The following is a 20,159-nucleotide window of genomic DNA, read 5'->3' as shown; positions in this document are numbered from 1 at the left end:
CGGCTCGCCTCTGGTGGAAGGCCGTGTGCGGCGGCTAGATGTTTCGGAGCAACTCTGCCTCAGCACGAATCCGGGCGATGCACTCAGACGCTGTCAGCTCATCGGAATGGACGGTTTCGGTCCAGCCGCTTGTCCGGATCATGTCGTCGGGTCCGAGCCACATCGGCAATCCGAGCTCCACACGCCACCAGCGCTTGATGGCTCCTTCGACAGCGCGAGCATGGCGGCCGTCGCTGAATAGCTCGAGGTTGAGGACCGTCCACCCATCGGCCTTGAAGTGATCGAGGCGGGGCGTGCCTACGTTGGTGATGCCGACTTTGAATGATCGCAGTGTTTTGTGTTCCAGAAAGTAGACGTAACCGGGCTCCCCTGGGTTGAAGCCACCACCTTCGGAGCAGAACGGGCACCCCTGCCCATGAGACCGATTATTTACCGTCGATTTCCACTCATGACCCTTTTCGCAGAGCCACCACCGAATGCTGTTCGAGTATTGAGTGATGTGCGAGGGTGTTACTACTCCGTTCTTGGTCGGGTGCCAGGAACGAGATACGAGGGGCTGCCGGGTCGCAAGGTCGTTGTAACCAGCGAGAGTCTTACGGTTCGCGCACACCGGGCATCCGACACCTTGCCCTGTGCGGCTCGAAACAACAGCTTCCCATTCATGGCCGCATTCGCCGAGCCACCATGCCTTCTTGCCGTTGCTGATTGTGACTTCGCTGGGGAGGCGGCCGTTGTTCCTGGTGGGATGCCACTCAGTTGCAAGGTCAGGGCGTACCGTCGCAAGGTCGTTATATCCAACTAGGATGCGCTGACCGGCGCAGGTCGGACAGCCGGTGCCGCTCGAAGCCCGTGAGTTTCCAGTCGTCTCCCACTCGTGGCCGTGCGGGCACTGCCACCAAATCTTCTTGCCCGTGCCTGCGACGACGGTGGCCGGCGTGAACGGCGCGTTCTTGAACGGGTGAAACTCGGCGACCAGATTCGGGTGCGTGGTAGCCATGTCGTTGTGACCTGGTACTAGCCCCTGTGACACACGATCCGGGTCCACGACGCGCTTGCGTACAGGCTTCCCCTCGGCTCGTCGGCGACGTTTCTCGGCCGCGAAATCCTCGCCCCGCGGAACCTTGCATACCGGGCAGCCGTTCCCGTACGACCGATTCAGAATTGATGCGAACCACTCGTGGCCGTTTGAACATATCCACCAGGCCTTGGAATTGGACTTCGGCGCGACCGCGGAGGCTGTGATGGTGTTGCGCGTCGGGTGCCATTGGGCTGCGAGGTCGGGGGCTTTCGTTGCCAGGTCGTTGAATCCCGGCAGAAGCCTGACTCCCGCGCAAAAAGGGCAGCCGGCGCCTTTGGCGCGACCGCTAATGTTCGTCTCCCATTCGTGCTCAAGGGAGTCGATCCACCACGCCTTCTTCCCAGAGCTGCGGGACACAGCGGCGGGAAGGACATCGCCGTTCCTGGTGGGGTGCCATTGGGCAGCGAGGTCGGGTCTGAGGGTGGCTAGATCGTTGAAGCCCGCAAGTACACGGACCCCGGCGCAGAACGGGCACCCTTGGCCCAGCAGCCGGTTGTACGGTGATGACTCCCACTCGTGGCCGCAAGGCCCGACCCACCAGACTTTCTTCGGAGACCCGGCGCTGAGCGCGGCGAAGTCAATCCCGGCATTCCTCGCCGCAGCAAACTGGTCGGCCAGTTCAGGCGCGACGACGGCGAGCAGGCGGCTCCCTCGTGGAGCCTTTGAAGTTGTCATTCCCTTAGGGTACGGATCGCTACCGACACGTCCGGGTCTGGATCGGCTCTCATGACGGATTGCCGTTCCGAATTCGGCTGCAAGTTCTCGGAGATCGAGCCTTGGGTGAGAAGCGGCGGCGGGACCGTCTCAGTTCTAAGGAAGTGAGACATCTTCAGCGCCTCCCCAAGTGCCCGTCTCGATATTGTTTGTGAGTGAACATTTTCAACGTGCAGCCCCGCCCTCGTGTGCTCTTTGAGAGCCCGCCCCAAGAGGTGCTGACAAAAGAATTGTTGGAGCTCGTACCAACGTTCAAGCTCATAGCAACCTCCGAGAGGGTGCATGAAGACGAATACGACATCTTGGTAACGTTCGCGCCGAACGCCCGTGGAACAGCGCGCTGCATATGAAGTTGGCTACCGAGGCGTACTCGGAATGGCGTACTTCTGCCTAAAAGGGTAGGAATCCACGGCAACTTACCGTTTAGCGCGCAGCCATGCTGGCGTTCCACAAGGGATCCTTCTCGGGGAAAGAAGCAGTTAAGCATGTATGAACAGCCACTAGTGGTCCGCGGCAACATATCGGTATCTGAGTACGGGACATATTGGGAATTGGACGGAACGACCCGAAAGTCCGAAGACGGGGAGACGATCACCGTTCATATCGATGATCTGAAAAACGTCGCCGTTGCCGACCTGAGGTCTGTCCTGAGACGGTTAGCCGTCCTCGAACTGGACATGACGGTTCAGTTAGTCGACGCCCCCAGCGGAGATATCGATCTTGAGTTCGTACCTCTGTCTGGCTTGTGCTTCTGTCTGGACGGCAAAAATGAGTTGATCATGAATGTCGACAGCTACGGCGACGAGTCCGATCTTAGGATCGACACAGGATCTCTGGTAGCACCCTTGTTAGCCCGAAAACGCCTGTGGGCCGTCAACGTTGAAGAGGACTTCGACGACTCCGGAAACTTTTGGCATGTGCAGATATGCGTTGGATTTCACCTCCGCGGCAGGACACTAGCTTCTCTGGTGGCTGACGGTCTCGACCTGGCAGCCCTTGTGGGAGCGACCTCCGGTCAGCTCACTCCGACAACTCTTAGTGATCTTGTCCGATCGGGCCACCCAGATGCACTATTGGGACAGCCAGAGAGCGAATGGTTAGAGGTCAAACGTCAGCACTACGACCTTCAATCCGACTACGGAAAAATCAGGCTCGCCCAAACGGTCTCCCAATTCGCGAATTCCGACGTCGGGGGTGTCGTGGTTGTCGGTCTCGAAACGAAGAAGCGAGACGGAGTCGACACCATTCACGCAGTTACCGCGATGCCCCATGATCGAGACATCCGAAGAAAGTACGTGCAGGCCATCGGGCATCGGATTTATCCGCCAGTCGACGACATACGAATTGAGGTAGTCGAGGCACATGGTGGTGATTTGGTGCTGATAGTTGTCCCCCCGCAGGCCGAGGAGCTCAAGCCGTTCCTGGTGCACGGATCCATAGTCGACGGACGAACTCAAGGCACTTTCATCTCCATCGTTCAGCGTCGAGACGACGAAGCGGTGTCGAGCCACCCAGCAGCAATTCACTCAATGCTGGCTGTGGGCCGAGCCTTCCTGCGGCGTGGGCAACTTCCTGACAAGAACTGACCCCGTGAGCGTGCACAGCGCCAACTCCGCAGGATGCCACCGACTCCTGAAGGAAGGCGGAGCCGTCCTGGTCTCCGACGCAGCGGAACTAACGGAGCTGCTCGCCAGCTAAGACTCCCGCCGGTGGCCGGTCCTTCCCGGGCCGGTCACCGCGTGCGGCCGGGGGTCGCGCGGCCGCTCGAAGCCCTGCCGCTCCATCTTCCGCCAGCTCCAAACCATCATGGCTTGACAGAACCCATAGAAGAGTCATTTTGGGTTGATGTCCCTGGCCAGATAGGCAGCGGCCCGGCGGAGAATCTCGTTCTCCTGCTCCAACAGGCGGTTGCGTTTCTTCAGCTCCCGCATCTCAGCCGACTCAGCGGCCGCCGGGCCTGCCCCGGAATCTTTAGGCTCAGAGATGGCAATCCATCGCTTCAGCGTGGTGATCGAAAGCCCGAAATCCTTCGCAATCTGCGCCAGAGGCGCCTCACCCTTGCGGGCCACATCAATAACATCCTGGCGGAACTCCGCCCCATAAGGCGTGGGCATGGTCAACATCCTTCCACGAGCACAAGCTCGCTAGGTCAAGGAGTCAACAAAACCGGGGGCAGTCCCAAACACTACGGGCTCATGTGGGTTGATCAACAACATGAGGCCAGAAAAACGAAGGCCACTAACGTGCCAGTAACGGACCAGTAACGCTCATCGAGTTAGCATCAACCCGCGGGCTCATACATCCCATACAACACGCACCACGGGAGGTTATACCAATGACTCGTAAGTTGGCTGGCACGAGGAGGCAATCGAATGGCTAGCGATACGAATAATCCGCTGACAGAGGACCAGATGCAGGTCGACTTTAGGTCCGACCCGACCTACATGTCGGGGGCCCTTCGCGAGATGCTGGACTTGGAGGCGCGCCTCAAAGACCGGGGTGACGACGAAGAGATGACGGTTCCCGTGGCCACCATGAACCGCATGGTCATGGCTATGCGTGCCCTCATAAAGACACAGACAGAATTCGGAAATTTCGGAACTGGCCCCGGCGCTTTCTTGGGAGACGGCAAGAACCGTGGGGATCGGGGTGCCAATTGTGACTACAACCCTTTCAACAAAGTCAACTTTGGTGACCTCTAGGCCTGCCGGGAACCAGTCATCGCTCCTCAGCCAGTTGATCCACCCTCATTCCGACGAGGCCTTTCGCACGGACTACTGGGAGTCGGCGTTCCTACATGTTTCAAGCGAACAGAACCCGAACCTGGCCACCTTGATCTCAGGCTTGCTAGACCTCGACCGCCTTGACGCACTGCTGACGGAAGTCTATGCCGCCGACATCGCACCATCGGACCTTGTCAGGATGGGCAAGGATGGGGTGCTGATACCGCCCGAGCATTATATGAGTAGCCGCAACGCGGGCACAGCGCAAGTAGACGCCTCACGGGTCCTAGACCTACACCGAGCGGGCGCGTCCATCATTTTGAACGCCGTCCATCACCGGGTTCATGCCGTTGGCCAACTGTGTCGTGAAATCTCTATGGAGATGGGTGTACGCGCGCACGCCAACGTGTATATCACCCCGCCTCGCGCTCAAGGATTCCCGCTCCACTTCGATGATCATGACGTCTTCCTCCTGCAGGTCGTCGGCGAGAAGATTTGGCGGCTCTCCGCGTCGACTGTGCCTCTCGCTACCTTCGAAGCGCGCAGCGCTGAGGACCTGATACCCCAGGGAGCGGAATCGACAGTGACCCTTAGGCGCGGTGAGCTGTTGTACATCCCAAGAGGGATGCTCCACGAGGGCGTAACCTCTGACTCCTTGTCCGCGCATCTCACGATCGGCATGAATCCTCTGACGTGGGCTGCTGTGATGCACGAGGCCATCCGCAGACTCGAGCACGCTGACCCAGCGTTTCGGACCTCCGTAGCCGCCGCGGCAACCAACCCACGCATTCCCGATGGTCGCCGGGCAATGATGAGCGACCTCGCAAACCGACTTGCCTCCAGTGCCGCAATCGTAGATGCGGTCATCGGCGACCTCGTTGACGAGCATCTTCGGGTCGAACCACCTCTCCGTGGCCAACTCACAGCCATCCACGACCCGGCAGCGGTGGACCTTTCCACGTCGATCGAGCCCAACGTGGACATCGGTGTCGACATCAAGCTCTCCCCGGAGCACACCCTCGTGGACTTCGGATCGGGGACCCTTCGCCTACCGGCCTTTGCAGAGACCCACGTCAAAGCGCTACTCACAGGTGACGCACGTCGACCGCAAGATCTGCCGGAGGGCCTCTCCGACGAAGCAAAGCTTGTCCTAGTGCGAAAACTGCTCGAGCTGGGACTGTTGCTGCGAGGAATATGAACGCTCACGACCGTCGGAAAGTACGAAGGCCGGGCTGGCCGCAGCGAAAGCGCGCGGCCGGCTCGGCGGTCGCCCCCGCTCGATGACACCAGGCAAACTGGAAACGGCCCGACAGCTGCGCATACGTCAATGCAATTTGGCGGAGGACTTCACCACCGGGCGGATGCGCGCCGCCTCAGAGTCACGGGAGCTCACGATTATCAAGAGCTACGCTTCGTTGTCCCACAATCGGGTCATTTGATCCCCCAGGGCGGGACCACAGTGCCCGGAAGCCGGCCCCTCCCTGTACCGCGGAAGTTCGGCGGCAGGGTCCATATAGTTGCTGATCGCGGGCGGCCGCGGGAGAACCGCACGGGTAGGCACGGAGACCGGGGGATTACCGCCACGTATCCCAAGGGATATGAGACGCCATTTTTGAATGCAGCAGCATGAATCATCTGTCACGGCTTAGCCGTTGCCGTTGACGCTGTGGTTTCTAGTCTTTGCGTAGTAGTCCGGTGATTCCGGCCGGCAACAGTGCAGCAAGTACCCATGCGAAGCCCTTGATGTCGGCAAGAATCCCGGGCAACCAAGTGTTTTCAGTGATGCGCCAAGCTGTAGCTTGGCCCGTCGCCGCTGCCAGGCTAGCAGTGTCTAGGGCAAACAGTCCTGCGTTGAAGTTGGGGTAGTTGGGAGGGGCTGCAGTCCCTCCGGTGACACGAACTTGTTCGGACTTATCCTGGCTATCAACGGTGATGGTGGCGGCGCGGAAGCCCGTCGGGGTAAAGGCGTCGGCGTTGAAGCAGCACAGTACAAGAGCTCCGACCCACAAAGCGGCCATCCAACCAAGGATTATTGCCAGCCTTCAGCATGCGGACGTGTAGGAGTAGGTGCCTGGGGGCTACGCAGGCGAGGGTGCTCGGGAGGCTGCGCATCAGACAGTGGCATCAGACAAACCACACGCCTTCTTGACGCCGACGGCCTTCAATCAACCAGCGTGGGATCCCGAGTTGGGAAGGTCTCCTTTTAAATCTAAATGCTTCCGGTCAATGCGTTGATTACGCTCGATTTCGGATTTATCTGCAAAATGCACTGCTGTATTATACTGCGAAAACATCCGGTCCAACAAAGTTTTCGCTTGGGAAGTATCCCTTTTCACGTCGACGTTCTCAACTATAATTTTAAACAGATCAAGGAGCGATCCAGTGTCATTTGCTGAAAAAAACGACCTGGCATTCAATTCCTTCTGCTTATCTGCATGGTCCGAAAGCTCTTCAAAAGTTAAGTGGATGGCACGAGTAAGTTCTGCAACTTGCATTGATAATGCATCGATGCGCGCGTTGCATCTTTGAATCATTTCCCACAAGGTAGCCTCATCCGGGCCGGAGGACCCCTTCGCTCTTGGATGAGACGGGCCGCGATTTCTTTGAATGGACTGAGAGTGCGCCCTCCCCACATGGATAAGAGGAAACCCACGTTGAATTTTGCCGACGATTGGGGAATCCTGAATAGAACTTCTCCAGTGGTTTATCTCGCGCCGAGATTGAGGTTTGCAACGGGCAATAGAGACCATGGCAGCAGGAGCTACGGCTCTTGGGATACTGACAACTTCTATGTGGCGCCGAAATCATTCAGGTGGTCACCTGCGGCGGTTCGATGAGCCGGGCATGACTGAGAGCGGGCCATTAATACCGAATGATATAACGCCGAATCGAGATACTACGGTTGGGTGCTCTTCGAACGGAATCGATTACGCCAGGATTGCCTGCGAGCCTGCATGGAGATCGCGTACAGCTCATTGGCCCAGGGCGGGACTGTCATTGCGACGCAAGCTGCGCAAGCGGCATTAGTCCTAGAGCCCCTTTATGAAAGCGCTGTGAGAGTTCTTGACTTAGCGGAGATGCAGTGTGGGAACGCTGCTGCTGCGGTTCGTGCCTTTGAAGGCTACCAACGGAAACTCAGAGAGGACATGGGCCTTCAGCCTTCCGAATCTCTCCTTGATTTAGCCACCTCAATTTTCCTCGCGCCTCCGCGGACAAGGATCGAGGGTTCAATCCAAGACCAACACCTGATCCAGCGACTGAGGCTGGGTAGCTTCCAACGTGCATGGCCGGCAAATTAAGTGGAAATCTGGAAAAAACGACCCGCCCGATTTGCTGTAAAACGCGGAGCAGTCCGTGCCTCAAACCCGGCCGCAGCAAACATGGCGTAGGGGGCGTCCGACACCGTGGACGGTGCCGGCGTTTCGGAGAGCTGCCTCTCGGTAAGGAAAGTAGGGGACTCTGTTTGTTGACAATGTCCATCGATTTGAGGATGCTCATTGCTACCTGCTCCACACAATTATTTGAACCGAAATCGGGTTCCCATGGGCTTCGACGACCGTGGAAATTACAAGCTGGACCTGCTGCGGTCCTGGCGGCTATGCCGGGACGCATCCAATATTTGCGTCGCAAACCGTCAGCAACGCCTTGTCGCAGCATTGGCCATCCGTGGGCCCTCTATCCGGAACTGCCTTGCTGGCCTCCTGTGGCCGGATCATCCTAATGTCAGAGCCTTGGAGAGTCTCCGGGTTAGCGTGCACTTACTTTCTCGCCAAGCGCCCGGCCTGATCGTGAACGACGGTGCGTCGCTGTCCCTCGCTGGTCGAGTTGATGTAGACCTGTACAGGGTCAGGGCCCAGACGCGGGCGCTGGGAGAAGCCTGCTCTAATGTGACCGTTTCCATGTTCGCCGAGTTGCGTGACGCCGAATTGTTGCCTGGCTGGTACGAGGATTGGGTGTTGTTCGAACGGGACCGCCTCCGGCAGGATCGCCTTCATGCCTTCACTGCGGCATCGGCGCAGTTACTGGACAAAGGCGATTTTGAGGTTGCACGGGCAGCTGCGGCGGGAGCACTGGAAATTGAACCCCTTTATGAGACCGCCGCGCGGCTTCTTTTCGTGGTCGAATTGCAACACGGTAATCCTGCCGCTGCGGTTCGCTGCTACGAGAGGTACCGGACACGACTTGAGGAGGATATGGGGCTTCAGCCGTCCGAGTCGTTCAAAGAGCTCGTCGAACATGCGGTTTTCCACCGATCGCATGTTAGATGGGAGAGCTAGTTTCTGCCCGGGGCTCCTGACTGGGTAGCCAACCAGTGTTGCGCGACTTTTAGAACTTCATTGGGATCAGCAGTAGTCACAGTGCTTTGGTCAAAACCAGGAGTTTGCCCGTAAATAATTCTGGCCCGGAAGCCTCCGAGGTGGCCGGATTCGATCCAGGTACGGATGACCATGGTCCCCATTGAAGGTACTCCAGCGTCATCCGTAGATCCCACCCAACTTTCCTCTTTCCTAATGGTGCTCACCCACTTCTGGTTAATCAAAACTTGGAGGACAGCGTCACCGCCCACCCTGCCAGCCTAGATTCGTTTTCTGTGTGGTACCGAGTCTTTCCTACTGGTTGCTCTGATCCTGCTGGAGAAGTATCAGGAGTGGCCTCATCTTCCCGAAATATTGGCGCAAGATCCGGCCGATTCGCGGTTTATGGGCTTGGAGTCCCATTCCGGCGTTTGTTTGCCGATAGTGGATCTTGTTCAAGCCATGGGCCGCGCCGGGGGAGGCCACCTCGTCTTTGCAGTAGGGCGGCGCAGTCCCGGGACGATGGTTGAGACACCGGCAGACTCTGCGAACCCGCCGATCGCCCGGACCGGGTTTCCGGTCAGGGGTCCGAAATGTCCACCGGACCCTCATGTGTTCGAGGTGGTTTTCCACATGCTGCCTGAGGTTTGCACTGATCTCCTCCACACCGACCTCGGGACTATCCTCTTCGCCGTTCTCAGCGAGGTAGCCGGTGATGTCGACGTAGACACAGATCAGCTTTACGTCCGTCGCCAGGGCCAGCCCGTCCGCTGCCTGAAAGGACCGCCGGGGGCTGGCTTGGAGCGGCCGCCACCAATACTGGCCCGGTCCCTTTCCAGGGCACGGCGGAAGCAGCACCGGCGAGTACTGACCCATTCGTTCCGCCCCGAACTGATCCGAGAACTGCGATGACTAGGGGGAGCTACCCCTTAAGGCTCCCACTTCCAGCCGTGGATTACGTGAATGGACCCCAACCATGGACGGATCGACGCCACCACCAGTCCCGGGCGTCCCAGCAGTAAAAACGGGCCCACCCGGCCTCGGGAGGTTGACGAACACCATTGGCGGCTCTCTGGGTTAGGCCAGATGGAGCGGCAGGCAACGCTCTCTGGCTGCCCCGCTTTCGTTGGCATGTCATGTTTGAGTTACGGTTGGTCCCGCCCTGCACCAGCAGTCTTCAAAATTCCGTGTGGCAGGCGCTCAGGTGTAAGGTCGAGTGTCGGCGCGCGTTTGGTTCGCCAAGTGAAAACACTTCGTTGCGTCAGTTCCACGGCGACCGAGTCGATGAGCAGGCGCTCCAATCGGGCGCCCAGCACCCGGTCTCGGATTCCCCCTGGTAGCAGCGGTGTAAGAACTACGAGAATTGTCGCCAGCTGTGGGCGGCGTGACCGGACTCATGCTGGTTCTAGAGGTCGTGTGGACAAATTTCAGTGCCGGCCAGTTCAGGTCTTCCCTGTCCGTATGAGGGGTCCTCTTCGCTTCCTGCCCAGATGACACCGCCTCCTGGGCAGGGCTTCACATCGAAGGCCCTGCCATTGAGGTGCGCCCGCAGATGGTGCCCGTCATCCTCGACCACGGCCCAGCCGGCCGCCGGCAGCGTTGTGCGGTAGTGCTGCAGGACATCGACGTCTCCTGAGAGCTTGAACCAGCGGGTACAGCCGCCCACGCCACTCATGCCGCCGCCGTTGAAGTGGCCGATGTGACTGATCGAATCGAACACCTTTTGGGCCTCACGATCCGCGGCGGCCGTAGGCCCATCCGTGCCGTCGGTCACGCATTGCGGAGACGACACGTATTGCTTCTCAGACCGCTGTCCCAGCGCTAAGGGGGTGGCAGCGAACATCCCGATCAGCATGATGACCGGGATGGCCGTGGCTGTCAGCCGCATCCATCGTCTTGTCGAGAGCATGAAGCCGATCATGAGAACGACCGCGACCAGACCGAGCGCCAATCCTGAGGGTCCGGCCGTCAGCGCCCAAATGAGCCCCTCGAACGCGGTGCCGCTGACATCGCCGTACACACTCATGAATCCGTAGTGAACCAGCACGCCAAGCACCGCCAGTCCTGCCCCAACGACGAGCAGTACCGCGGCAGCGACGGCTCGTCCGGTCACGGGCATGCCTGATGATAGATTCCGGGCCATCAAATGTCCACGGCCCTACCACCATGGTGAGTGCCGCCTGGACACGGATAAGAGGACGTTGTCGCAATAGCAGCTCGCATCCTCATCTATGGGAGACGCCATATTTCCTCCGGCCACCAGCAGCCCGCGTTCTCCTGCCGCTGATACCCCCGTCGAACCCTTGTGCGAACGGTATAGACATGCCTTAGCCTGCAAACACCAGCCCCATCTCCTGCGCGCGCCAGCCTCTGAACCGCATGAGTGAGCTCCGGCCAGCGTCTTCCTACCTACATTCTTTAGTGACCGGGCTACTGAGAGTGTTTGGGTTCCAGTCTGCCTGAGCGCCGGCGGCGTTCATCTTCAGGGCTGGGCCAGTTGTCAGGTGCGCGTGCGGCCCACTCGGGCGAAAATTCGAACCGAAGCCCTCTTGAGAAGCTCAGTACTTCCCGTGGGTCGGTGGCCGATGTGGAGGGGTCACCGCCAGGCCTCCCACTCAGATAAGGAAGTCGCCGCTGCCACCTATAAACGCAGGTCAACCCCGGCGTGGGAGATCAGCGACTGGCCGGTGAGATTGACCGGCTGGGACTGGAAACGAAGGTAAACTTTTGCATCGAAAGGGTGCTCCCTCGCTCGGCAAATAACGGTCTCGACAACCACTGTTTTCCCAGTTCAGAGCACCCTTTCCCTGATTAACACGCCAGCCCCACAGGCCCGCCATGAAGACCCCGGGCTAGGACGGCAGGCGAAATCGAGGTTACCGTGGCTCCACCTCCAGCCCTGGTGATCACTAACAGCAGCGATGGTCGGCCGAGATGACACGCTTGCCCGAACCCTAAACGATCCGCAGTTTCGAGATACGGTGGCCGCCAACAGGGGTGGAACTCCAAAGGCGATTAGGCGCCGGAACGCCAATGCGGCGCAGGTGGGCTTCTCCAACTAAGCGGACACGAAGGCACACGTGTGCCCTAGACAGCGTCGCCCCAGACGTGCCGTAAAGACCCGGAGACATGAAGCCACGTTATGTCCGACACCATCGACCTCCTCCGCATAGAGATGCAACTTCCCGAAAAAATAACGCCACAGTAACGCACAAGCGATTTACTGGAGTCAGAAACCGTACAGAGGGTTTGTTAGGGAGGGCGCATGAAGTGGTCGCGCGCTAGTTCAATTACCGGTCAACCATCTGGTGGAGACTCTGATTGCAGCTCCGCCGACGGTGCAACAATTTTGGCAGCGGCCGGGGATTATAGCGGGGACAGCGCTTGTTACCTCACTTCCGATGGCGATGCTATCGTCGATTTCTTCGAGGCCTGTGTCAGCAGTCTTAGATCACATGATCAGTCTCCACAACGATATTCAAGGCAGTTTATCGATGCCCGAGACAGATTCATGAATGCAGGAGTTTGCGGGTTAATGGGCACCGCGACCACAGGTCAAGACTGGGTGCAGTATGGCGTGCGGACCTCGGTTGGCTCGCCAGTTCCGTCCGGCTTTTATCAGGTGCTCGTCGCCCTCGTGCATCATTTGCTGGAAACGGGTTCGATCTCAAACTTCTTTTTCATGCACAAGAGCCCAGGCCTAAGGCTACGATTTCAGGCACCTGACGAGCGCGCAGCGTGCATTTTAGATCGTACGCTTGATCGTGCATTAGGAGGATGGGCTGATAAACGAGTCATTGAGTCCTTTGAACGCGGTTTTTATGAACCCGAAACCGCGTTGTTTGGCGGGCCGGCATCAATGCAGTATGTCCACGCGCTTTTCACGCTTGATTCTATGATTTGGCTAGATTACTACTCACGACAGCGTCAAGATTCAGTCGCCGGTGAAATGCCGCGCTGGATTATTTCACTAGCCATCATAGCTGCTGTCCTCGATGGCTTAGAGATTCAAGAATGGGAAGATCTAGGTGTTTGGCAACACATACTATCAAGAGCCAAGCGGGGCAATATAGCAAACGTTCGCTCGCTGACACGATACGAAGACTTTGCCAGCACTCTAGGCACCTTGTGGGAACAACGTGACGCCATCGCCACTGCCGCTGACAGTGATACAGGCAAGATTCTCCAGGAGTATCGGACTCTTTTGACCGAAGCTTCATCCCGCTGGCGCGCTAACTATTTTCAGCAGGGCATTCGGACTGTAAGCGTGCGGGCGGCGTGTGCTTTCTACGTGGTATTTCTTTGGAACCGCGCCGCATTGCCGCTCAATGAGCAGGCAGTCATTGCTGAGGTGCTTGCAAATCGAATGGACAGGCCATGACGAGCCCCCAAGCGCTAGGTTCTAACGGGTTCGGGTTTGCCGGATCGAGCATCTTGAGAGTATCGGGAATTCCTGCTAGATACTGGCTCTTAGGATCTAATCCGGCTCTTTTCTCGCGGGTTGCGTGTCTACGGTCACGTGAGGACGCGCGGAAGCGCAACGCGCTCGACCTTGCTGACCGTATAGGTCAAGGCCTCATTCCCGACGACCGACTTTCATCAGAAGATCGCCGATTCTTGCTAGCCCTGCGGCGCAAATTGTATCGTCTCAATCCAATCGAAACCTCCGTCTCTGAACGACTATGGCGAATCAATCAGCAGCTTGGAGACCAAGGGCGCCTGTTCCACGATCTCACCGAGTGGGTCCAATCTGAGGAAGCGATTATAACTGCGCGTTCTGACCTAGACCACCTTGTGCAACAGGAGCAACACCGATTGCAGGGCATACCTAATTTTCTCCGCTCGAATTCGCCGGTAGCTCGGGCGATTCTGCCGCCGCCAGGGGAACCGAGAGACACGGTCGTAGGCCTTGCCTCGAAGGAAGCTCGTGGGCGCCTCGAGTGGGAGTGGAATTTGATAACCCGCGCAGCAACTGTGACCACACCACGCGGATGGTTCAGCCATGTCGCCCTGCTTCCGGTTAGAGACCGGCTAAGTAGCGAAGAACTGTCTCTCAGCGCAGATTTCGCGACATTCTGGACTGAGAACGTAAGGAAAGCACGACTGAGGTCACAACAAACGTCGAAGGAATGGCCGTATCTACTGTCTACACTCGCACTGAATCCATTGCATTGGCGCACAGTCGACAAGTTGGTCATATACGTAACCGAGGGTCCCGGAGGTCCAGTCCGCGTGAGCTTGCCACGGACGGATGAACTCGACGCCCTGTTTAACCAATTGGGCCAAGTCAAGACTTTTCGTCAACTGGCGATCGTGCTCGGCTGCAGCTCAGTTGATGAACGCTCGACTCTACGACGGATCCTTCGAGATCTTCAGTCGATTGGGGTGGTTCAGCCCTATTACGCTGCCACCAGTCGATTTTCACGTGTCGACGTACCGAACCCCAGACTGAGCGGTAAGAGACACGCGCCACAGGATGACGGCTGGATTGATGTCTATCGCTTTACGAGAGGAACTCTGTCGCCTCACATGACAGCTGCAATTCAGGAGGACGTCGGAATAGTCTGGCACACACTACAAATGCTGCGGGAAAGCTCCAACCAAGGAATTGCCACGCCTCTTGAAGCGAGCGGGAGAACATGGACCTTCGATGAAATACTGGCAACGGAACTCGGCTCAGAAGACTCGAGTTCTGAAGGCAAACAGAACTCGCAGGCGGCTCCCGATCAAGGCGGCAGTTCGACAGGCAACTCAAACGCGCCATTGGATTCAATAGTCACTACTGCTGACGGCAGAGTGCTAATTAACAAGCCAATAGTGAGTGGTTCTGAGAGCGAGCTGCCAGCTTTCGATTGGCCGCTCGATTGCCTAGTTCGACTGCCCGCACCGGGATCAGGGCACCCCGTGTTAATCGAGGAGATCCGTCCCGCTGGACAACTCGACGCTCGTTTTCATGCCGCGCTGTGCGACCTTCATGGCACCTTGGCGCATGCAGATGCATATCGAGAGTTCCTTCGCCGGCTTGAGGAGCTAACCGGAGCAATATTCGTGGAGGTTCTCGCACCGCCACTCCTCGACCAGGCAGCCAACGCTGTCAGACGGCCGCTTTATACCTCCGCTTGGACGGGCGATCCTCACGCTGCAGCATACTTCGCAAAGGGCAGTGGAACAGCTCAGTTTCTGCCGCTCAACCACATTCAATTGCAACGCGCTCCCTCTGGCCATCTCGTAGCACATGCCCATGGACAGATGGTTTGGCCAATCCACCACGCGACACGAACATTCTCTAAACCGTGGGATCAAATTGCTCGATTACTTCTCGCAGCCTCACCGCTTCCGGCCTATTTTCCCGGAGGAGCCTTGTCGCGTCACATTCGCAGTCAGCTCTTCGGCACAGCAGGCCGGAGCATACCTAGAGTATCCACACGGAGCGGTACGGTCATCTCGCCACAACGCTGGGAAATCCCGATTGTCGAGTTATGGGATCAGCGTGCGCCATTGCGTGAAAAGCTCCTTGGCCTTAGCAGATTTAGAGACAAGTATGTATTACCTCGTTGGGTCCTCCCCTCGAGCGACAAGCATGAATCCGCCATCGCGTGCGACCTAGAGAGCCTCCTTTCGATCCGTCAACTCGAGCGTGTCGCAGATGGCCAGGAGTCCATCTCTCTCGATGAAATGGTCCCGTCTCCGGAGGATGCGGTGGTCAGCGATGAGGCCCACTCCCACGGCGACCGGCTAGGCGCACAGATCCTGCTTCGGTTCCCACACGACGAAACACCAGTTGCGATGGCAGAACGCTTACTGCCGGTCGTGCATGCCGCGATGTCCGGTACAGAGATATGCCCACGCGACGGAAAAGCGGCAGCACTCACGCCAACACCGCAGAGCAACATCCGATGGGAAGGGAGGTAGCGCAGTTCATAGAAAAGGAACACCAAACCCGACCATTCACTAGCGAAAAGGAACGACAATGCCAGATCGGGAAATCAAGGTGAACTCCGAAATTACGGATCGCCTGAACAACAACTTGCAGAAGCTTTCATCAGTCTTTGAGCACATCCAAAAGGATCTCGTCAACCTCGACCTTGTCGGCGATGCAGCGGCGGGGACGCAGTGCTCCGGTGTCGGTTGCACCGGCTGCGGCATAGAAGACCTTGAGGGAATTGTGCTTCCCGGAGAGGCGAATCCAATCTCGGGAGCAGAGCTCATCAAGCGGCTGAAAAAGTAGGGCCAAATGACAATTTGACGGCACGTCAGCGAGGGCTCAGATGAAGCGGGCTCTCGCTGACACTACATGTAGGACCGCTGATGAAGAACAGCACAAACCACGACGTCGATGTTCAACTATCCATTGAAGTATTAGTGAAGTACCTGCAGCGGAAGCCCTTGAGTCAAGGAATGTATGCGCACGAGCCTGGGCCACCCATTCTTGTTGCCGCCGCCAGCTTCAATGGAGGGCTGCCCTCTGACCTCGGCCACCAAGTTGCAGAAAAGTGGCTTCTCGAGCAGGGTATGCCTGCCAGGTCTCTGGGTGCATTTGGCGGCCTCGGCGGTCTGCTCGCCGGATACCATGCACTATCCAGATTCGATGCGAAGTACCGACCGTTTGGGGACGTGCTTTCTAACATGGCACAAGGCACGTTGAGCAAAGTGGCGTGGCGAACTAAAGACGTCGGATGGCGCCACTACGATCTGTTTCAAGGACCATCCGGCCTACTGCTGGGCGGCCTCGCTCACCGCAACTGGATGAAACCGCTAATGCCCGCAGCGATGCACCTTGAACGTCTTTGCATGTCCCCCCAACTTGAGAACCTCCGCGGCGGCCCCGACATTTTGGAACCTAGCGAGTTCAACATTGGCAGAATAAACACTGGCATGGCGCACGGTGTTGCCGGCGTGGCATCTGCACTTAAGCACGTAATTGACATAACCGACGAGTCCGAGAAGTTCGATGCAGCGCTAAGGCGGTGCTGCGATTGGCTCTTGGGTGAAGCATTTATGTCCAAGACTGGACTAATCACTTGGCCTCCCGTCGGGTGCGAAGGTGGCAGTAGGGTACCGGAACAACGCCCTCAAGCGTGGTGCTACGGCACGCCGGGGGTCGCGTGGACACTGTGGGACTGCGGCAGAGTGCTTCGGGACTCTACGCTGCAACTGCTAGGAATTCACGCGATGCGCTCTTTCTGCAATTTCTTCGACGTAGACAAGCATTTGCGCGGCCCCGAACCAAGCGACATCTTAGCTGTTTGCCACGGCGCGGCGGGAATCCTTGCCGTCGCTGATGCCTTTGCAAGGCACGCTGGCTTGAAAGAGGCGCACTCACTGACTCGTTCACTCACCCGGAAAATAAGGTGCCACTTTGACGAAGTAGTAAGGATGGCTGATCTCCACATCGACATGCTCAATGGAGCAACGGGAATTGCATCGGTCTTACTGGCGACTTCCGGCGGCGATAGAAATTGGCTAAGCCTTCTTGCGCTTCGATAAATCGCCGCACCTGGTCCCCGGGACTGTAGCTTGACGGAAGGTTACATCGGCTAAAACCGCGACCGAGGATGTGGGTCGGCGGGTTTTCAGCGCACGTAGGGCCGCGGACGGAGGCGTCGATGCAGGATAGATCAAGTCGGTCGTCTAGCTAGTGTCCCCACCAGAACCATCAGCCTCAGCATTCATCGAGCTAACGGCCGCCCCCGTCGTATCCCCGCCTTCATCAGTGGCATCAGCTTCGTCGTCCAGCTCAACCTCAGTATCGCCGTTGAACGTGAGCCAATAGTCGTTTTGTACTCCTTATCTGGGATGGGGACCATTTCTTAGGTCAAGGAGTCAACAAAACCGGGGGCAGTCCCGCCGGCCTCAACCTTGGCGCTGCATCCTGGAGATCTGCCTTGACCTCTTAGTTTGGCGAAGCTCCGGTCAAATAGCGGTTGACCGGAGCTTCGACCCATTGTGTGCAGCGGAAGCTGAGAGCTCCCTGTGAAGCTGCGCAAGCCCGGGACTGATGGCCGACGTGGTATTCAATTTTTGTTATGGTGTGTCCGGCTCTTTCGGCAAATTTTCAACTGCTGATGGAGGGACGGGAGTGTCGGTCTGAGTTGTCTTCTGCACTTCTTCATGCTTGGCTATGCCACCCGTGGGTAGTCCATCCCCTCCCTGGTTGTCGTCCTCATCAGTGGCATCTGGATCATCGCCCGGATCCCGCTTTTCACTACCTTCCTTTCTCGCACCCATAACAGAACTCGCTCCAAAGTAGAATGCTGCAACAGCAGTTACCAGCGTTCCGACGGTCGTAATGAGTTGCTTTGCGATGTCCTCGGACGCCGCGGTTCCGGCATGAGGTTGGAAAAGGACGACATCGTAGACAGTAGCGTTACCAACCTGACGCGGTTGTGAGCTTTGTATTTGTTCCGTCGGGATAGTTGCGAACCGCTCGGCGGTAATGCCTTCGAGGGGGCGTGTCTGACGGGGGTCGGTCTGATTCAGACTGCTGTTGAAAAGAAAGATTGCAGCGATGAAAAAGAGCATTACGAGCAGGAGCGCGATAATTGCTCGTATGGTGCCGCTAGGAAGACCCATCGCCTCATTGCGGTCTGCCAACCCCAGCCTACGAAGAACAATCGCAAGCGTGCTTACGACCAGTATGAGGACGACGGCGGCACTAACAAATATAAGTGAAAGTGATGCTTCAGGAGAGACATCTCCTAACCATCTGAGCAGGAAGACAGATGCAGCAAGCAGAGCTATGGCGACTAAGCCTGAGAGCACGAGAGCCGTCACTGCTGACCATCTCGGGCCTTCACCTAAAGGAGTCCTTGCTGCAGGCTTACCCGGATATCGGGTTCTGCTGCCCGAAGCATCAGGCCTTTTCTGAATGCGTCTTGTTTTCTCCCGCTCGACATCAGGCTGATTGCGTTGCTCCCCTGCTGCTGAACTCATGACTTCCCCTTGGGACAAAGAGAACCAAAATTAGGATGGCAAACTTAGATGCCGTTGGCGTATATTACATCCCTAAACCAATACAAACAAGGTCAACGGGAGGCATGCACCACTACTCACTTGAAAGCGGTGAACAATCACAACGTCGAGTCCTAAAAGCTGCCAATTCCAGCCGCGGATAACCCGGATTGACCCGACATATCCGAATTCGGGCGCATACACGACCCCTTCGGCGATAAGCCGGGAACGGATGACTGCAAGCTTGGTTGTTGACTTACCCAATCGATCTGCGATTTCTCCCGTGGAGGACGGACTGTCGCCGTCTTGCGCCATGGCCCGGAGGTACAGACGTTCTGCGTTGGTGGCCCGCTGCCACCTTGCTTCGAAGAAACCGTGGTCCAGGTCGCTGGCACCAAGGCGTACTGCTACATGGGCATTCTCTGCGCTGATGACCTTCCCCGATGCCGCTGCCCATACTGACCGCCTATAGACCTGAAGGAAGAAGGGGTAACCGTTCGGGGCCGACAGCAGCAGTGACAGCGCGTCGGATGCAAACGAGGCGCCGAGCCTGCTGATGGGCAAGGCGAGGGCTTCGGAAGCGGCTTCTTCGTTGACCTGGCCTATAGTTCGGTAGAGAAACAGCCTTTCTCCGTAAGTTCTGCCTTCAGAATTCTTGCCTGGGAGGTTGGGCAGGCCGGCGCCCGATGATGTAGAAAGGCCAGCCGCGCTGTCCCGCCAGGTGTTGGACGGACAGCAGCACGGTCAGCAGCTCCTCATCCAGGTCCTGCATTTCGTCAATGAACAGGCCTAATCCGGACCAGGCTTTCCGAATGGCCAGCGAGACGTTTCATCGCCAGCTGGCCGCACATGCCAGACAATTTCGTAAGACCTCGCCCCAATTCGACGGCCTGCGCGACAGTGAGCGGAAGGACCACGTTGGTACGTCGCAGCAACCCGATCCCGTGGACGGTCGCCGGGGACCGCATTGCGTCGATGTCCAGGACCGAGAGCTCAAACCAACATCCCTGAAGCAGCACCAGAGCCAGCCGGTCAGCCGCGGCCCAGAGAGATCACACCGGCTCCGGCGGCAGTCGTTGCGGGACTTTAACCCGATACGTCTCGCCCACGCGGACAGTTTTCTGCGCACACCGCCAAACTGCGCTTTCAGCCGACGTTCTGTCCAGAGACTCCGATCTACTGGACGCGCAGATTCGACTCTGATTTCAGGAACCGAGCCCTTTTCGGCTTCTCCCCTCAGCCATATTGGAACGCCGAAAATTATGATTCTGTAAAGCTGTGGGGCTTGCTTCGCGCTTGTACTGGACTCTCGGCAGGATGACTGCGGAGCTGCTGGTTCAGTCGAAGGGTAAGGCTTTGTAGGCCGTGTTTTTGTTCATATTCCAGCCGGCGACGATT

At 57.7% G+C, this 20,159-nt stretch carries 15 protein-coding genes and 3 pseudogenes; 11 read left to right on the top strand and 7 right to left on the bottom strand.

The features are described 5' to 3' along the window. Positions 1–34: 34 nt before the first annotated feature. On the bottom strand, positions 35–1,753 hold the full coding sequence (locus tag AC1DBN_RS20460; protein WP_477724086.1) for a zinc-ribbon domain-containing protein: 1,719 nt from the start codon (positions 1,751–1,753) through the stop codon (positions 35–37). Positions 1,754–2,277: 524 nt separating this feature from the next. On the opposite strand from AC1DBN_RS20460, the gene AC1DBN_RS20455 reads away from it, so the two are divergent. Beyond that, entirely contained in the window at positions 2,278–3,378 is a 1,101-nt protein-coding gene (locus AC1DBN_RS20455) for an AlbA family DNA-binding domain-containing protein (protein WP_477724085.1), read from the top strand. A 1-nt stretch (position 3,379) separates the two neighbouring features. Beyond that, positions 3,380–3,490 (top strand): annotated as a pseudogene (locus AC1DBN_RS20450) (DNA-processing protein DprA); the annotation flags it as partial. A gap of 137 nt (positions 3,491–3,627) precedes the next feature. Here the strand turns inward: AC1DBN_RS20450 and AC1DBN_RS20445 are convergent. After that, positions 3,628–3,906 (bottom strand): annotated as a pseudogene (locus AC1DBN_RS20445) (transposase); the annotation flags it as partial. A 258-nt stretch (positions 3,907–4,164) separates the two neighbouring features. On the opposite strand from AC1DBN_RS20445, the gene AC1DBN_RS20440 reads away from it, so the two are divergent. From AC1DBN_RS20440 to AC1DBN_RS20430, 3 genes and pseudogenes are all read left to right on the top strand, one after another. Then, the gene (locus AC1DBN_RS20440; RefSeq protein ID WP_477724084.1) at positions 4,165–4,494 is read left to right on the top strand and encodes a hypothetical protein; all 330 of its coding nucleotides are present in this window, start codon (positions 4,165–4,167) and stop codon (positions 4,492–4,494) included. Positions 4,495–4,714: 220 nt separating this feature from the next. Continuing rightward, entirely contained in the window at positions 4,715–5,713 is a 999-nt protein-coding gene (locus tag AC1DBN_RS20435) for a cupin domain-containing protein (RefSeq protein ID WP_477724096.1), read from the top strand. Further along, positions 5,706–5,838 (top strand): annotated as a pseudogene (locus AC1DBN_RS20430) (recombinase family protein); the annotation flags it as partial. The gene AC1DBN_RS20435 and the pseudogene AC1DBN_RS20430, both read left to right, overlap by 8 nt. 350 nt (positions 5,839–6,188) lie before the next feature. Here AC1DBN_RS20430 and AC1DBN_RS20425 read toward each other — a convergent pair. Both AC1DBN_RS20425 and AC1DBN_RS20420 read right to left on the bottom strand, forming a co-directional pair. Beyond that, positions 6,189–6,533 (bottom strand): hypothetical protein, encoded by a 345-nt coding sequence (locus AC1DBN_RS20425; RefSeq protein WP_477724083.1) that lies wholly within the window; start codon positions 6,531–6,533, stop codon positions 6,189–6,191. 147 nt (positions 6,534–6,680) lie between these two features. Next, complete coding sequence (locus AC1DBN_RS20420) at positions 6,681–7,058, bottom strand: hypothetical protein (RefSeq protein ID WP_477724082.1); 378 nt, start codon at positions 7,056–7,058, stop codon at positions 6,681–6,683. A gap of 363 nt (positions 7,059–7,421) precedes the next feature. Here AC1DBN_RS20420 and AC1DBN_RS20415 point away from each other — a divergent pair, with 363 nt between their 5' ends. Beyond that, on the top strand, positions 7,422–7,814 hold the full coding sequence (locus tag AC1DBN_RS20415) for an AfsR/SARP family transcriptional regulator (protein ID WP_477724081.1): 393 nt from the start codon (positions 7,422–7,424) through the stop codon (positions 7,812–7,814). Positions 7,815–8,057: 243 nt separating this feature from the next. Then, a complete protein-coding gene (locus AC1DBN_RS20410) occupies positions 8,058–8,792 on the top strand; it encodes an AfsR/SARP family transcriptional regulator (protein ID WP_477724080.1) in 735 nt (244 codons plus the stop codon). Positions 8,793–10,215: 1,423 nt separating this feature from the next. On the opposite strand, the gene AC1DBN_RS20405 is transcribed toward AC1DBN_RS20410, so the two are convergent. After that, positions 10,216–10,923, bottom strand: coding sequence for a hypothetical protein (locus AC1DBN_RS20405; protein WP_477724079.1), 708 nt, complete (start codon positions 10,921–10,923; stop codon positions 10,216–10,218). A 1,152-nt stretch (positions 10,924–12,075) separates the two neighbouring features. Between AC1DBN_RS20405 and AC1DBN_RS20400 the strand changes: the two genes are divergently transcribed. The 4 genes from AC1DBN_RS20400 (at position 12,076) to AC1DBN_RS20385 (ending at position 17,297) form a co-directional block, all read left to right on the top strand. After that, positions 12,076–13,191 (top strand): thiopeptide-type bacteriocin biosynthesis protein, encoded by a 1,116-nt coding sequence (locus tag AC1DBN_RS20400; RefSeq protein WP_477724078.1) that lies wholly within the window; start codon positions 12,076–12,078, stop codon positions 13,189–13,191. A 1,148-nt stretch (positions 13,192–14,339) separates the two neighbouring features. Continuing rightward, entirely contained in the window at positions 14,340–15,722 is a 1,383-nt protein-coding gene (locus AC1DBN_RS20395; protein ID WP_477724077.1) for a hypothetical protein, read from the top strand. A gap of 58 nt (positions 15,723–15,780) precedes the next feature. Then, a complete protein-coding gene (locus AC1DBN_RS20390) occupies positions 15,781–16,038 on the top strand; it encodes a hypothetical protein (protein ID WP_477724076.1) in 258 nt (85 codons plus the stop codon). 80 nt (positions 16,039–16,118) lie between these two features. Next, a complete protein-coding gene (locus tag AC1DBN_RS20385) occupies positions 16,119–17,297 on the top strand; it encodes a lanthionine synthetase LanC family protein (protein ID WP_477724075.1) in 1,179 nt (392 codons plus the stop codon). 537 nt (positions 17,298–17,834) lie between these two features. Here AC1DBN_RS20385 and AC1DBN_RS20380 read toward each other — a convergent pair. Continuing rightward, the gene (locus AC1DBN_RS20380; RefSeq protein ID WP_477724074.1) at positions 17,835–18,743 is read right to left on the bottom strand and encodes a hypothetical protein; all 909 of its coding nucleotides are present in this window, start codon (positions 18,741–18,743) and stop codon (positions 17,835–17,837) included. 72 nt (positions 18,744–18,815) lie between these two features. Further along, positions 18,816–19,325, bottom strand: a complete 510-nt coding sequence (locus AC1DBN_RS20375; protein WP_477724073.1) for a hypothetical protein — start codon at positions 19,323–19,325, stop codon at positions 18,816–18,818. Positions 19,326–20,159 lie beyond the last annotated feature (834 nt).

The organism is Pseudarthrobacter sp. 10T415 (assembly GCF_056394175.1).
Note: the sequence above shows the minus strand (reverse complement) of the source record. Positions and strands in the feature narration are given on the sequence as shown.

What these genes read in the sequence shown, in the direction of transcription:
- AC1DBN_RS20460 (WP_477724086.1), bottom strand. Translation starts at nt 1,753, where the DNA reads ATGACAACTTCAAAGGCTCCACGAGGGAGCCGCCTGCTCGCCGTCGTC.
- AC1DBN_RS20455 (WP_477724085.1), top strand. Translation starts at nt 2,278, where the DNA reads ATGTATGAACAGCCACTAGTGGTCCGCGGCAACATATCGGTATCTGAG.
- AC1DBN_RS20440 (WP_477724084.1), top strand. Translation starts at nt 4,165, where the DNA reads ATGGCTAGCGATACGAATAATCCGCTGACAGAGGACCAGATGCAGGTC.
- AC1DBN_RS20435 (WP_477724096.1), top strand. Translation starts at nt 4,715, where the DNA reads ATGGGCAAGGATGGGGTGCTGATACCGCCCGAGCATTATATGAGTAGC.
- AC1DBN_RS20425 (WP_477724083.1), bottom strand. Translation starts at nt 6,533, where the DNA reads ATGGCCGCTTTGTGGGTCGGAGCTCTTGTACTGTGCTGCTTCAACGCC.
- AC1DBN_RS20410 (WP_477724080.1), top strand. Translation starts at nt 8,058, where the DNA reads ATGGGCTTCGACGACCGTGGAAATTACAAGCTGGACCTGCTGCGGTCC.
- AC1DBN_RS20400 (WP_477724078.1), top strand. Translation starts at nt 12,076, where the DNA reads ATGAAGTGGTCGCGCGCTAGTTCAATTACCGGTCAACCATCTGGTGGA.
- AC1DBN_RS20395 (WP_477724077.1), top strand. Translation starts at nt 14,340, where the DNA reads ATGACAGCTGCAATTCAGGAGGACGTCGGAATAGTCTGGCACACACTA.
- AC1DBN_RS20390 (WP_477724076.1), top strand. Translation starts at nt 15,781, where the DNA reads ATGCCAGATCGGGAAATCAAGGTGAACTCCGAAATTACGGATCGCCTG.
- AC1DBN_RS20385 (WP_477724075.1), top strand. Translation starts at nt 16,119, where the DNA reads ATGAAGAACAGCACAAACCACGACGTCGATGTTCAACTATCCATTGAA.
- AC1DBN_RS20380 (WP_477724074.1), bottom strand. Translation starts at nt 18,743, where the DNA reads ATGAGTTCAGCAGCAGGGGAGCAACGCAATCAGCCTGATGTCGAGCGG.